A 13143-nucleotide genomic window follows, 5' to 3' on the forward strand; every position below is an offset into this window, starting at 1 on the left:
TCAGGGCGTTGCCGGACCGCTTCCTGCGCGCATACGGGCGTAGTGGGCGCTGCAGGCCTCGTACGACGGGAGCAGCCCGGCCTCTCGTGCCTCCGCCAGGGACGGAGCCTGCGCGTCCTTCGGGGACAGGATCGGCGCGATGTGCTCGGGCCAGGTGATGCCCAGGTCCGGGTCCAGGGGGTGCACGCCGTGTTCGCGTTCCGGGGCGTAGCCCGTCGAGCACAGATAGGCCACCGTGGCGTCGTCGGTGAGGGCCATGAAGGCGTGGCCGAGGCCCTCCGCGAGGAACACGGCGTGGTGGCCGTCGTCGTCGAGGCGGAGCGCCTCCCAGCGGCCGAAGGTGGGGGAGCCGACGCGGATGTCGACCACCACGTCGAGGACGGCGCCGCGCAGACAGGTCACGTACTTGGCCTGGCCGGGCGGTACGTCGGAGAAGTGGACGCCGCGCAGTACGCCCCAGCGGGAGACCGAGCAGTTGGCCTGGGCCAGGGACAGGTCGTAGCCGGTGGCCTCGCGGAACTCCGCGGCGCGGTACCACTCGTGGAAGCTGCCCCGGTCGTCCGGGAAGACCTTGGGCTCCAGCGCCCAGGCGCCTTCGATGCCGAGCGATCGCATGGCGTCACCTCCTGCGGGCGGCCCGGGCGCGCAACCGGGCCGCCGTCCGGCCCAGCGCCGTGCCGAGTTTGCGTCGTGCCTTGCGGACAAGTCGTCGTAGGGCGCTGGGCCGGGGCTGGTGCACGACGTGCAGGCCGTCGGCCCCGGCGCGCAGGGCGAAGGGCAGTGCGAGGAAGCGTGAACCCGGCGCGGCGAGCCGCACGCGCCAGGTCGTCCCGCGCAGGTCGGCGAGGGGCAGCACCGCCTCGAGCACTGCGCCGGGGCCTTGCGGCGCCAGCGTCGCGGGTACGTCGTGGGTGGTGTGGGAGGAGATGAGACGGAGGGTTGTTCGGGTGCCCGCGCGGGGGACGTGCAGGGGGAGCGGCACGCGCAGCCGGTCGGCCGAGGCCGTCACGGCGTCCCGTGCGAGGGTCGCCAGGCCGAGGCCGTGGGTCGCGCGGTCGACGTCCAGGGCGAGATGGGCGTGCGGTGACGTCCAGTACGGCAGGACCAGATGGTCGCCGGCCAGGGCGGCGGGCGGCGTGGGGCGGGCCGCCCGGGGGGCCGGGCCCAGTCGGCACTCCTTGGTCCAGCCGCCCAGCTTGACCCGGACGAAGGCGTCCCAGACGCCGGCGCGGTTGAGGGCGGCGGGGTCGACGGTGGCCGTCGCGTGCAGCATCAGGCGGACCTGGCCGTCGCCGGCCGGCACCTCCTCGCGGGTGAACTCCACCGGCTGGAAGTACTGGGCGGCGCTCGCGCGCTCGCGCACCAGCAGATCCGCGGTGGCCCCCTTGAACCGGGCCGTCGTGTCGGCGCCCACCCAGGCGACGGCCGCGGCCAGGTTCTCGGGCGGGCCGTCCAGGGGCGTGCGGGCCGTCCCGGCGGGGAAGGTCATCGGCTCACCGGCGGACGTGTACTCGGCGGTGAAGCCGACCCGCAGTGTGCCGTCCTCCCAGGCCACGCGACCGGGGACGGCCGTGAGGGCGATGCCGGCCTCCCACTCGGCGAACGCCTCGACGTCGTCGTAGCGGTCCGCGGTGATCAGCGCGGAGACGACCTGCTGCGTCGGCTGGAGCCCGGCCGCCACGCCGGGTCCGAAGCGCTCCACGACGACCTGGTGCATCTCCTCGAACAACTCCCGGCGATAGTCCGCCGGCAGGGCGAGCAGCCGCCGCCCGCGCATCCGCTCGACCATCTCCACCCGCAGCCAGCGCCGGAACAGCCGGTCGCGCGACGGCCCCGGCTCGGTGTACCGCTCGACGACGTCCAGGGCCTCGCGGAGGTTCTTGAAGTAGCCGCCCGGGTCGAAGCGCTGGAACCCGGCGTTCGAGGCGTCGTCCCGCCGGACGTGGTAGTAGCAGACGTAGTCACCGAGCACCGCCACATTGCCCGCGCGCAGATACGCCTCCGTGACGAAGACGTGGTCCTCCAGGCGCCGTCTGCCCTCGGGGAAGCGCAGGCCGATGTCGTCGAGGAAGGCCCGCCGGAACATCTTGTGCGGGGTCAGGCTGTCGATCAGTGGCGCGTTCTCGACGGTGGCGCGCGGGTGGTTGCGGCGGAACAGCTCCACCGGGACCCCGCGGCCCTTGCCGGCCATCTTGCCGACCACGACATCGGCGTCGTTGGCCACGCCGTAGTCGTACATCCGCTCAAGGGCCTCGTCGCCGAGGTGGTCGTCGTTGTCGACGAACATCACGTACTCGCCCTCGGCGGCGGCGATGCCGACGTTGCGGGGCTTGCCCGACCAGCCGGAGTTCTCCTGGTGCACGACCTTCACCCGGGGTTCCGCGGCGGCCAGCTCGTCCAGCCGGGCGGGCGTGCCGTCGGTGGAGCCGTCGTCCACGAAGATCACTTCGTACTCGTCCGGCGGCAGCGACTGCCGCAGCAGCGAGTCGATGCAGTCCTCGACATAGACCCCCGGGTTGTACACGGGGACCACCACGCTGACCTTGATCGGCATCGGTCTCCATGCCCCCTGAGGGTCGTCGGCCGTTTGCACCGGATTACTGCGCTCGTGGCCAAATGCTAACCCTGTTACTGGGTTTGTCCACCGCTCAACGACACCGAAGGGGCCCGGGGAACCGCCCCGAGGATCTCCGCACCGCTAGCCTGACGGCGTGCGACTGCTGCTGATGTCCGACACCCACTTGCCCAAGCGCGCCAAGGCCCTGCCCGACCGGCTGCTCGCCGAACTCCCGGGCGCCGACGTCGTGTTCCACGCGGGGGACTGGGTGGACACGGCCACGCTCGACCTGCTGGAGAGCCGCTGCCGCCGGCTCGTAGGCGTCCACGGCAACAACGACGGACCGGACCTGCGCGCCAGGCTCCCCGAAACGGCGTACGCCGAACTCGGCGGCCTGCGTTTCGGCGTCGTCCACGAGACCGGCCCCGCCCAGGGCCGCGAGGCGCGCTGCGCCGCCCGTTTCCCCGACATCGACGTCCTGGTGTTCGGGCACAGCCACATCCCCTGGGACACGACCACCGCCACGGGCCTGCGCCTGCTCAATCCCGGCTCCCCGACGGACCGCCGCCGGCAGCCCCACTGCACCTACATGACCGCGACCGTGGCCGAGGGGCGTCTCACAGACGTGGAACTCCACCGGCTGCCACCACGCTGACGGCCGGTGTCAACGGGGAATGGGGCCTGCACAAGATCCGGGCCGCTCCTCGCGTATAGGAAGCGGCCCGGGCGCTGCAGTGCGCTGTCATGGACCTCCTTCCCGCTCAGAGGCTGGGTTCGGGGGCATGAATGCCTCCGTTGTGCCGTGACTACCCCCTCGCGCCCTCCTTACACCATCCGATTTCCGGCCAAATACGGCCGATCGGTGCGGGGGATCACCTCCGACGGCCCCGCCGCCACCGCAGTACCCGCACCACCAGCAGCACCACGCCGAGCACCGCCCCCACCGCCGCGGCGCGCTTGGCCACCGGCGCCCCGGCCGTGCGGAACAGATCCAGCGGCTCGTCCGGCTGCTCCCCGGCCACCGTCGCCTCGCCCGCGGGCGCGGCCAGCCGCTCCGACAGACATCGCGCGAACTGCCCGACCAGCCGGTCGCCCACCTCGGCCAGCACCCCGCGCCCGAACTGCGCCGGACGCCCGGTCACCGTCAGATCGGTGCGCACCGACACGGTCGTGGCGCCGTCGCTCTCGCTGAGCGTGCTGGTGACGGTGGCCCGAGCGGTGCCCTGTCCGTGGATCTCGCGGCCGCTGGCGCTCAGCACCATGCGGTGCGCCGCCTCGTCCTGCTCCTCGAAGACCGCGGTGCCCTTGTATGTCACGGTGACCGGACCCACCTTGACCTTGACCGCACCGTTGACGGTCTTGCCGTCGTACTCCTCGACGCTCGCCCCCGGCATACAGGGCGCCACGCGCTCGATGTCGAGGAGGGTGCGCCAGGCGTCGTCGACCGGGACGGGGACGGTGAACTCGTGGTGCAGCTCCATGACTTCCTCCAACCGGCTGCTGAGCGGGACTTTCAGAACACCCCCTGGGGATGGATCGCGCCCGCCGTGGCCGTCAGCGGTGCGCCGCTGCCGCCCCACCGCAGCGCGACGATCTCGGCGGCGACGGACACGGCGACCTCCTCGGGCGTACGGGCCCCGAGGTCGAGCCCGACCGGCGAGCGCAGCCGCGCCAACTCGTCCTCGCCGAGCCCGGCTTCGGCCAGCCGCTCCATCCGGTCGTCGTGGGTACGGCGGCTGCCCATCGCCCCGATGTAGGCCGCCGGGCGCCGCAGTGCCACCTCCAGCAGCGGCACGTCGAACTTCGGGTCGTGGGTGAGCACGCAGATCACCGTGCGCTCGTCGGTGTCGGTGCCGCCGAGATAGCGGTGCGGCCAGTCCACGACCACTTCGACGCCGGGTGGGAAGCGCTTCGGCGTGGCGAAGACCGGGCGGGCGTCGCACACCGTGACCCGGTAGCCGAGGAAGTCGCCGATGCGGGCGACCGCGGCCGCGTAGTCGATGGCGCCGAACACCAGCATGCGGGGCGGCGGCGCGAAGGAGTGCAGGAAGACGGTGACCGCGTCCTCGCGGCGCTCGCCGTGCGGGCCGTAGTGCCGCAGGCCCGTCGCGCCGAGGGCGAGTTCGCCGCGCGCGTCGGCCGTCACCGCCGCGTCGAGGCCGGACGTGCCCAGGGTGCCCGCGACCCGGTCGGGCCACACGGCGAGCGCCGCCCCGCGCGGCGCGGGTCCGTCGGTCACCGTCGCCACGGTCACCGGACGGCCCGCCGCGACGGACTCCGCGACCTCGCCGAACGACGGATCATCGGCCGGCGTCACCGGCCGCACCAGCAGGGTGATCTCACCGCCGCAGGTCAGCCCCACCGCGAACGCGTCCTCGTCGCTGTACCCGAAGGTCTCCAGACGTGCCTCGCGGCTCGCCACGACCTCCTGCGCGAGCTCGAAGACCGCGCCCTCCACACAGCCCCCGGACACACTGCCCACGACCTCGTCGTCCGGGCCCACCGCCATCGCGGCACCGGGATCGCGCGGGGCGCTGCGGCTGGTGGCGACCACCGTGGCGAGTCCGAACGGCACCCCGGCCGCGTACCAGCCGCCGAGCACCGGAAGAATCTCACGCATCGCCCGCTCCTCTCACCACGGCCGCCAGCCGCTCCAGCGCGGCCAGGCTGTGCCCCTCGACGAAGTCGTCCACGCTCGGCAGCGCCGCCGCCATCCCGGCCGCCAGGGGCGCGTAGCCGGGGCGCGCCTTGCGCGGGTTGGCCCAGACCACCCGGTGGGCCAGCCGGTGCAGCCGGCGCATCTGGGCGCCGAGCAGCTCCGGATCGCCGCGCTCCCAGCCGTCGGACAGCACCACCACGATCGCACCGCGCGCCATCCCGCGCTGCCCCCACCGGTCCAGGAACGCCCGCAGCAGTTCACCCAGCCGGGTGCCCCCGCGCCAGTCCGGCACGGCCGCCGCGACCGCGGTCATCGCCAGATCCGGATCGCGGTGCGCCATCTCCCGGGTCACCCGGGTCAGCCGGGTGCCGATCGTGAACACCTCCGTACGGCTGCCCCGGGCGGCCGCGTGCGCGAAGCGCAGCAGCGCGTCCGCGTACGGTGCCATGGAGCCGCTGACGTCCACGAGCAGCACGATGCGCCGGGGCCGCTCGGTCCGCGTGTGGCGGCGCAGCCGGGCCGGCTCCCCGCCGCGCCGCAGCAGCTCACGCACCGTGCGATGCGGATCGACCTCCCCGCGCCGGGCCGGCCGCCGCCGCGCCGAGCGCCGCGCCTCGCCGTGCAGCGCGAAGGCGGCCAGCAGCCGGCGCACCTCCTCCCGCTCGGCCGTGTCCAGACCGGCGACGTCCCGGTGGCGCAGGACCTCGGCGGAGCTGGCGAGGGCGGCCGTGGGCGTCGTCCCGCGCTCGTCGGAGGCAGGTGTGCGGCGCTCGCTCTCCACGTCCTGGAGCACCAGCCGAAGCCGGGGCACGGGAGCGGGCGCCGGCCTTCGCCCGACAGGTTCCCCGTCGCCGAAACAGGCCGCGAAGACCCGCTCGTAGCGCTCCAGGTCGTCCCGGTCCCCGCACAGCGTCAGCCGCCCCGCCCAGTACACGTCCGCCCGCATCCCGGGCCCGGGGCGGGTGTCGGACGACGGGACGTCCGACACCCGCCCCAGGGCCTCCACCGCGCACAGGAACGCGTACACCCGCTCGGCGCTCGCGTCGACGCCCGCCTCGCGCAGGGCACGGGCGAAGCCGAGGAGGGCGGCGTCCGCGGCGAGCACGGCCGTCACGCCCCTCGGACGGCGAGCACCGCGGCGAAGTCCAGTCCCCGTGCCCGCTCCGCGTCCTCCCGGTACTTCAGCACCGACCCCAGCGTGGCCGTCGCCAGCTCCGCGTCCACCTCGTCGGCGCCCAGGGCGTCGAGGGCCTCGGCCCAGTCGATCGTCTCGGCGACACCCGGCGGCTTGAGCAGATCGTGGCCGCGCAGCTCCTGCACCAGCGCCGTCACCTGCTCCGCCAGCCGCGCCGAGACGCGCGGCAACCGGCGCCGCACGATGGCCAGTTCACGGGCGAAGCCGGGATGGTCGAACCAGTGGTACAGACAGCGCCGCTTCAGCGCGTCGTGCACCTCGCGCGTCCGGTTGGAGGTCAGCACCACCACCGGCGGGGTCTTCGCGCGCAGCGTGCCGAGCTCCGGGATGGTGACCGAGAACTCCGACAGCAGCTCCAGCAGGAACGCCTCGAACTCGTCGTCGGCCCGGTCGATCTCGTCGATGAGCAGCACCGACGGCTGGGTCTCCAGGGCGCGCAGCAGCGGCCGGGCGATCAGGAAGCGCCGGTCGTACAGCTCGCCCTCCAGCCGGTCGGCGTCGGTGACGCCGACGGCCTCGGCGGCCCGCAGCCGCAGCAGCTGACGCGGGAAGTCCCAGTCGTACAGGGCCTGCGAGGCGTCGATGCCCTCGTGGCACTGCAGCCGGATCAGCGGGGCGTCGAGCGCCTCGGCCAGGGCGGACGCGAGCGCGGTCTTGCCGACGCCCGCGTCGCCCTCGCAGAGCAGCGGCCGGCCCAGCCGCAGGGCCAGGTAGCAGGCGATGGCCAGCCCGTCGTCGACGAGGTATCCCGTCTCCTCCAGGCGGGCCCGCACCTGCTCCGGGCCGTCCGTCACGGTGATCGCCGCTCACCCCATCCCGGCGGCCGCCAGCACCGCCCGCTTGGTGAGCACCCGCGCCAGATGCGCCCGGTACTCGGGCGAGCCCGAGGTGTCCTGTGCCGGCCGGGTGCCCTCGGCCGCCTCGTCGGCGGCCCGGGCCACCGCGTCCGGGTCCGACGCGCCGGACAGCGCCTCCTCGGCCGTGGCGGCGCGCAGGGGCGTGGTGCCCATGTTGGACAGCCCGACGCGCGCCTCGGCGATGCGGCCGTCGTCGCGGCGCACCAGAGCGGCCACGCCGACGATCGGCCACGCCTGGGCGACCCGGTGGAACTTCTCGTACTTGAAGCCCCAGCCGTCCGTCTTGGGCACCCGCACCTCCAGCAGGATCTCGTCGGGCGCCAGCGCGGTCTGCAGATAGTCGACGAAGAACTCCCGCGCCGGGATCGCCCGCCGCCCCCGGGGACCGACCGCCACCAGCTCGGCGTCCAGGGCCAGCACCACCGCGGGCAGGTCCCCCGCCGGGTCGGCGTGCGCGAGGGAGCCGCCGAGGGTGCCGCGATGCCGTACGGCGGGGTCCGCGACCGTGGCCGTGGCGGCGGCCAGCACACCGGCGTGCCGGCGCACCAGCGGGTCGTGGAGCACCTGGTGGTGGGTCGTCATGGCGCCGATGGCGAGCGTGCCGTCGTCCTCGCGCACCCCGCGCAGCTCGGGGACGCGACCGAGGTCCACGAGCAGCTCGGGGAAGGCCAGCCGCATCCGCAGCAGCGGCAGCAGGCTCTGCCCGCCGGCCAGGACCTTGGCGTCCTCACCACCCTCGGCGAGCGCGCGCACCGCCTCGTCGACGCTGCGGGGCCGGGCGTACTCGAATGCGGGGGGAATCATGCCGACGCCTCCTTCCCGGTACGAAGGGCCTGCCAGACCCGTTCGGGTGTGCAGGGCATGCGGACGTCCCGCACGCCGAACGGGCGCAGGGCGTCCACGACCGCGTTGACCACGGCCGGCGTCGACGCGATGGTGCCCGCCTCGCCGACGCCCTTGACGCCCAGCGGGTTGGAGGTGGCCGGGGTCTCGGTGCGGTCGGTGACGAACTCGGGCAGGTCGGGGGCGGCCGGCACCAGATAGTCGGCCAGGGTGCCGGTGACCAGGTTGCCCTCCTCGTCGTACACGGCCTCCTCGTACAGCGCCTGGGCGATGCCCTGGGCGATGCCGCCGTGCAGCTGGCCCTCCACGATCAGCGGGTTGACCACCTTGCCGACGTCGTCGACGCACACGTACGACCGGATGCGCACGGCGCCCGTCTCCGTGTCGACCTCGGCCGCGCACAGGTGGGTGCCGTGCGGGAACGAGAAGGTGTCGGGGTCGAGGACGTGCTCGGCGTTGATCGACGGTTCCATGCCGTCGGGCAGGTCGTGCGAGGCGAAGGTCGCGAACGCCACCTCCTGGATGGTCTTGCGCGCCTCGGGCGAGCCCTTCACGCAGAAGGCGCCGTCCGCGAAGTCCAGGTCGGCCTCGTTGGCCTCCAGCAGGTGCGCGGCGACCTTGCGGGCCTTGTCCACCACCTTGCGCGCCGCCTCGTGGACGGCGACGCCGCCGACGACGAGGGAGCGCGAGCCGTAGGTGTCCATGCCCTGGGTGGCCAGCATCGTGTCGCCGTGCATTACCTCGACGTCGTCGAAGGGCACCCCGAGGACATCGGCCGCGATCTGGCTCCAGGACGTGACATGGCCCTGGCCGTGCGGGCTGGTCCCGGTGATGACCTCGACCTTGCCGGTGGGCAGCATCCGGATGCTCGCCGCCTCCCAGCCGCCGGCCGCGTAGCGCATCTCGCCCAGCCAGCGGCTCGGCGCGAGGCCGCACATCTCCGTGTAGGTGGAGACGCCGATGCCCAGGCGCACCGTGTCCTGGTGCTCGATGCGGTCCGCCTGCTCGGCGCGCAGCTTGTCGTAGTCGAACAGGGCGAGGGCCTTGTCGGTGGCGGCCTCGTAGTTGCCGCTGTCGTAGGTGAGTCCCGCGATCGTGGTGTACGGGAACTCCTCGTGCCGGATCCAGTTGTGGCGCCGCAGCTCGATGGGGTCCATGCCCAGCTCGGCCGCCAGATCGTCCATGATCCGCTCGATCGCGAAGGTCGCCTCCGGACGGCCCGCGCCGCGGTAGGCGTCGATCGGGGTGCGGTTGGTGAAGACACCGGTGCAGGAGAACTCGTAGGCCCCCATCTTGTAGATCGCCGGGTACATGGAGGCGCCGAGAACCGGGATGCCCGGGCTGAGCAGCATCAGGTACGCGCCCATGTCCGCCAGCAGCGAGACCTTCAGGCCCAGCACGGTGCCGTCGCGGCGGGCGGCGACCTCGATGTCCTGGACCTGGCTGCGGCCGTGATGGGTGGCGAGGTTGGCCTCGGAGCGGGACTCGGTCCACTTCAGCGGTCGGCCCAGGCGCTTGGCCAGGACGAGGGTGATCACTTCCTCGCCGTACACCTGGAGTTTCGAGCCGAAGCCGCCGCCCACGTCGGGGGCGACGACGCGGATCTTGTTCTCCGGGATGCCGGTGGTGACGGCGAGCAGGACCCGTAGGACGTGCGGGATCTGGGTGGCGGAGTAGAGCGTGAACTCGCCGGACGCGGCGAGCGGCGTGACCACGACGGCTCGCGGCTCCATCGCGCTCGGGATGAGGCGCTGCTGGTGGTAGCGACGGGTCACGACGACGTCCGCCCGCGCTTTGGCGGCCGCGTAGTCGCCGTCGGTCGTGCGGTAGTCGTAGCAGCGGTTGGTGCCCTTGTCGGAGTGGACCAGCGGGGCGTCCTCGGCCAGCGCCCCCTCGATGTCCAGGACCGTGGGCAGCGGCGTGTAGTCGACCTCGACGGCCTCCAGGGCGTCGGCGGCCGTGTACCGGTCGCGGGCCACCACGACCGCCACCGGGTCACCGGCGTAGCGCACCTCGTCGACGGCGATCGGCGGGTGGTCCGGCACCACGGTGCCCTCGGCGACGGGCCAGGCGCACGGCAGCGAGCCCATCGACTCCGCGACGTCGCGCCCGCTGAACGCGGCGATGACGCCGGGGCGTTCGAGGGCGGCGGAGACGTCGACGCGGTCGATGCGGGCGTGGGCCATCGGGCTGCGCAGGATCGCCAGGTGCAGCAGCCCGTTGACGCTGATGTTGTCGGTCCAGTTGGTCTGGCCGGTGATCAGGTGGGCGTCCTCCTTGCGGGGCCGGGCACGGCCGACCTCCCGCTGCACCGCCTCGGTCATGTCGTGACCTCCTGCTCGGCGGCGTCCAGGACGGCCCGCACGATGTTCTGGTAGCCGGTGCAGCGGCAGAGGTTGCCCTCCAGGCCGTGCCGTACCTCGTCCGGTGTGGGGTGCGGATGCTCGCGCAGCAGATCGCGCGCGGCCATGATCATGCCGGGGGTGCAGTATCCGCACTGGAGGGCGTGCCTGACGTGGAACGCCTTCTGCAGTTCGGACCACTCCCCGTCGTGGGCGAGTCCCTGCACCGTGGTGACCTCGCCGCCGTCCGCCTGGACGGCGAGCAGCGAGCAGCTCTTGACGCTCTCGCCGTCGAGGTCGACCGTGCAGGACCCGCAGTTCGAGGTGTCACAGCCGATCGGGGTACCGGTCAGACCGAGGCGGTCGCGCAGGTAGTGGATCAGGAGGAGACGGGGTTCCACGTCGTCCTCGTAGGTGGTGCCGTCCACCTTCAGCGAGATGTGGGTCATGTGCCCTCCAGAGGCCGAGTGGGAATGGACAGGGGAAACATCGGCCGGGCGTGATGTACGTCACTGTATGGCCGTCGCGGTGCCACGGCGAGTGCTGCGGCAGCGTTCGTTGAGCGTTAATCCATTGCCTGATCGGGTCCGGTCCTGCTGCACTTCTCGGGTCCCGTCGTCACGCAACGAGGAGCAGCTATGCGCACTGCGTTCATGTCCACCCAGGAAGGAACGACCCCCTCATCGAAGGACATGACGCTTCGTGCACCTGCTCAACCTCGGGATCCTCGCCCATGTCGACGCCGGTAAGACCAGCCTGACCGAGCGCCTGCTGCACTCGGCCGGCGTGATCGACGAGATCGGCAGCGTCGACGCCGGGAACACCCGGACCGACACCCTCGCGCTGGAGCGCCGGCGCGGCATCACCATCAAGTCCGCCGTCGTCTCCTTCGCGCTGGACGACGTGACGGTCAACCTCATCGACACCCCCGGCCACCCGGACTTCATCGCCGAGGTGGAGCGGGTGCTCGGCGTCCTGGACGGCGCCGTGCTGGTGGTCTCGGCCGTCGAGGGCGTCCAGCCGCAGACCCGTGTCCTGATGCGCACACTGCAACGACTGCGCATCCCCACGCTCGTCTTCGTGAACAAGATCGACCGGCGCGGGGCCCGGTACGACGCCGTCCTGCGGGCCCTCTCGCAGCGGCTGACGGCGGCCGTCGTGCCCATGGGGACCGCCGAGGGCCTCGGCACCCGCGCCGCCCGCTTCGTCCCCGGGTCGACCCCCTCGGCGCTCGACGTCCTCGCCGACCACGACGACGGGCTCCTCGCGGCCTACGTCGAGGACACGGTCTCCCACGACCGTCTCCGCACCGCCCTCGTCGACCAGACCCGGCAGGCGCTCGTCCATCCGGTGTACTTCGGCTCCGCCATCACCGGCGCGGGGACCGACGCGCTGATCGGCGGCATCCGGGAACTGCTCCCCGCCGCCGACCGGGACCCGGAGGGGCCTCTCTCCGGCACCGTCTTCAAGGTCGAGCGGGGGCCGGCGGGGGAGAAGGTGGCGTATGCGCGGATGTTCTCCGGCACGCTGCGCACCCGCGACCGGATCCGCTTCGGCGACACCGGCGCCGAGGGCAGGGTCACCGCGATCAGCGTCTTCGACCAGGGCGCGGACGTGCGGGAGGGGGTGGTGGCGGCGGGCCGGATCGCCAAGCTGTGGGGCCTGGCCGATGTCAGGATCGGCGACGCGATCGGCGAGCCCCGCAAGGCGCCCGGACAGCACTTCGCCCCGCCCACCCTGGAGACGATCGTCGCCCCTGCCGACGGCACCGACCGGCGGGCCCTGCACCGTGCGCTTACCCGTCTGGCCGAGCAGGACCCGCTGATCGACCTGCGCCACGACGAGGTGCGCCAGGAGACCTTCGTCTCCCTCTACGGCGAGGTGCAGAAGGAGGTCATCCAGGCCACGCTCGCCGACGACTTCGGCCTCGACGTCACCTTCCGCGAGACGACACCGCTGTGCGTAGAGCGGCCCCTCGGCTCGGGCGCGGCGGTCGAGTTCAACAAGAAGGACGGCAACCCCTTCCTCGCCACGGTCGGCCTGCGCGTCGAGCCGGCCCCCGTCGGATCCGGCGTGGAGTTCCGCCTGGAGGTGGAGCTGGGCTCGATGCCGTACGCCTTCTTCAAGGCCGTCGAGGACACCGTCCGCGAGACCCTCGGCCAGGGCCTGTACGGCTGGCGGATCCCCGACTGCACGGTCACCATGACCCACTCCGGCTACTCGCCCCGGCAGAGCCACGCCCACCAGGGCTTCGACAAGAGCATGTCCAGCACTGGCTACGACTTCCGCGGCCTGACCCCGCTGGTCCTGATCGAGGCGCTGCGCCGGGCGGGCACCCGGGTGCACGAGCCGATGCACCACTTCCGCGTCGAGACCCCGAGCGACACCCTGGCCGCGCTGCTGCCGGTCCTCGCCAGACTGCGCGCGGTGCCGCAGACCACGCGGACGCGCGGCGCCTCCTGCTCGCTGGAGGGCTCGGTGCCCGCGGCCCATGTCCATGAACTGGAACAGCAGCTTCCGGGGCTGACCCGCGGGGAGGGCGAGCTGGAGAGTGCCTTCGACCACTACGCGCCGGCCGTGCGCGGCGCGGAGCCCGAGCGCCGGCGCACCGATCTCAATCCGCTGAGCCGGAAGGAGTACCTGCTGAACCTGACGCGCAGGGTCGGCAGTTGAACGTGGGGTGGCCGGAG

At 73.0% G+C, this 13143-nt stretch carries 11 protein-coding genes; 2 read left to right on the forward strand and 9 right to left on the reverse strand.

The genetic code is table 11. The annotated features are described in order from the left end of the window. Complete coding sequence (gene rfbC, locus IM697_RS20735; RefSeq protein WP_194049198.1) at positions 1-615, reverse strand: dTDP-4-dehydrorhamnose 3,5-epimerase; 615 nt, start codon at positions 613-615, stop codon at positions 1-3. A gap of 4 nt (positions 616-619) precedes the next feature. Beyond that, positions 620-2554: a glycosyltransferase family A protein gene (locus IM697_RS20740; protein ID WP_194049199.1), complete on the reverse strand. Its 1935-nt coding sequence runs from the start codon at positions 2552-2554 to the stop codon at positions 620-622. A gap of 157 nt (positions 2555-2711) precedes the next feature. On the opposite strand from IM697_RS20740, the gene IM697_RS20745 reads away from it, so the two are divergent. Continuing rightward, positions 2712-3212 carry a metallophosphoesterase family protein gene (locus tag IM697_RS20745; protein WP_194049200.1) on the forward strand — a complete coding sequence of 167 codons (501 nt, stop codon included), beginning with the start codon at positions 2712-2714 and terminating at the stop codon, positions 3210-3212. 217 nt (positions 3213-3429) lie between these two features. Here the strand turns inward: IM697_RS20745 and IM697_RS20750 are convergent, their stop codons facing one another. From IM697_RS20750 to IM697_RS20780, 7 genes are read right to left on the reverse strand one after another with little or no spacing between them, the layout of a single operon-like run. Next, entirely contained in the window at positions 3430-4038 is a 609-nt protein-coding gene (locus IM697_RS20750) for an SRPBCC family protein (protein ID WP_194049201.1), read from the reverse strand. A 32-nt stretch (positions 4039-4070) separates the two neighbouring features. Further along, positions 4071-5177: an XdhC family protein gene (locus IM697_RS20755; RefSeq protein ID WP_194049202.1), complete on the reverse strand. Its 1107-nt coding sequence runs from the start codon at positions 5175-5177 to the stop codon at positions 4071-4073. After that, positions 5170-6330, reverse strand: coding sequence for a vWA domain-containing protein (locus IM697_RS20760; RefSeq protein ID WP_194049203.1), 1161 nt, complete (start codon positions 6328-6330; stop codon positions 5170-5172). The genes IM697_RS20755 and IM697_RS20760 overlap by 8 nt, the downstream gene beginning before the upstream one ends. Next, entirely contained in the window at positions 6327-7205 is an 879-nt protein-coding gene (locus IM697_RS20765; protein WP_228044795.1) for an AAA family ATPase, read from the reverse strand. Before IM697_RS20765 ends, IM697_RS20760 begins: the two co-directional genes overlap by 4 nt. 12 nt (positions 7206-7217) lie before the next feature. Next, positions 7218-8072 carry an FAD binding domain-containing protein gene (locus IM697_RS20770; protein WP_194049204.1) on the reverse strand — a complete coding sequence of 285 codons (855 nt, stop codon included), beginning with the start codon at positions 8070-8072 and terminating at the stop codon, positions 7218-7220. After that, entirely contained in the window at positions 8069-10435 is a 2367-nt protein-coding gene (locus IM697_RS20775; protein WP_194049205.1) for a xanthine dehydrogenase family protein molybdopterin-binding subunit, read from the reverse strand. The genes IM697_RS20770 and IM697_RS20775 overlap by 4 nt, the downstream gene beginning before the upstream one ends. Beyond that, complete coding sequence (locus IM697_RS20780; RefSeq protein WP_194049206.1) at positions 10432-10902, reverse strand: (2Fe-2S)-binding protein; 471 nt, start codon at positions 10900-10902, stop codon at positions 10432-10434. Before IM697_RS20780 ends, IM697_RS20775 begins: the two co-directional genes overlap by 4 nt. Positions 10903-11155: 253 nt before the next feature. Between IM697_RS20780 and IM697_RS20785 the strand changes: the two genes are divergently transcribed. Beyond that, positions 11156-13126 carry an elongation factor G gene (locus IM697_RS20785; RefSeq protein WP_194049207.1) on the forward strand — a complete coding sequence of 657 codons (1971 nt, stop codon included), beginning with the start codon at positions 11156-11158 and terminating at the stop codon, positions 13124-13126. The last annotated feature ends 17 nt before the right edge of the window (positions 13127-13143 follow it).

The organism is Streptomyces ferrugineus (genome assembly GCF_015160855.1).
Taxonomy (GTDB): Bacteria; Actinomycetota; Actinomycetes; order Streptomycetales; family Streptomycetaceae; genus Streptomyces; species Streptomyces ferrugineus.